Origin of the sequence: Megasphaera cerevisiae DSM 20462 (assembly GCF_001045675.1) — a bacterium.
GTDB classification, from domain to species: Bacteria; Bacillota; Negativicutes; order Veillonellales; family Megasphaeraceae; genus Megasphaera; species Megasphaera cerevisiae.
The window spans coordinates 1-611 of the sequence record NZ_LEKT01000172.1; the positions used below are offsets into that span (position 1 = coordinate 1).

General features: G+C 40.9%; 2 protein-coding genes. Both read left to right on the forward strand.

The genetic code is table 11. The features are described from left to right. Window positions 1–343: LPXTG cell wall anchor domain-containing protein (locus AB840_RS15585; protein ID WP_048515716.1), on the forward strand; the 343-nt coding region annotated here is incomplete at its 5' end. Between the two features lie 77 nt (window positions 344–420). Next, window positions 421–611 (forward strand): hypothetical protein (locus AB840_RS15590; RefSeq protein WP_048515717.1); only part of this gene is annotated, 191 nt, incomplete at its 3' end.

The following is a 611-nucleotide window of genomic DNA, read 5'->3' on the forward strand; positions in this document are numbered from 1 at the left end:
ACCGAAAGACCATGGTGATTATTACGAAGTGACAACCAATAACAAATCAGGCGTCGGCGGTGCAGGCATCACACGTCTTTATAAAGATGGTACAGTTAAACACAGTACCGACAGCAGTGGTCAAGATTTCAAAACCTTCGGTCATTATGAAGACACATCATCACACGATCAAAGCACAACACAAGCAGCAACACAACATACTGAACAAACACAACATGATACAACAGATCAAACGTTACCAGAGACAGGTCAATCTCATACTGGCATAACAACAATGATTGGCATCATCGCACTGATAGCGGGTATTGGATTCATCGCTCGCCGTGCTTCTCACCAAGCTTAATCAGTTAACTGAGCGATAGGTCTTCAATATGAAGAGCTATCGCTTCTTTATATCCAAAACACAAAGGAGTATTCACAATGAAAAAAAGTATCATTAGTATGATCAGTCTCGCTTTCTTATTAGCGGGATGTGGGCACCATAATCAAGCAGCCAATCAAACACACGTTAAATTAGGTGACGTGATGCATCAAGATCAACACATCTCATATCTCGTCAAAAAAGAAGACAATCCAACACCGACAAAAAATTCCGTCGTGACAGCTTATAT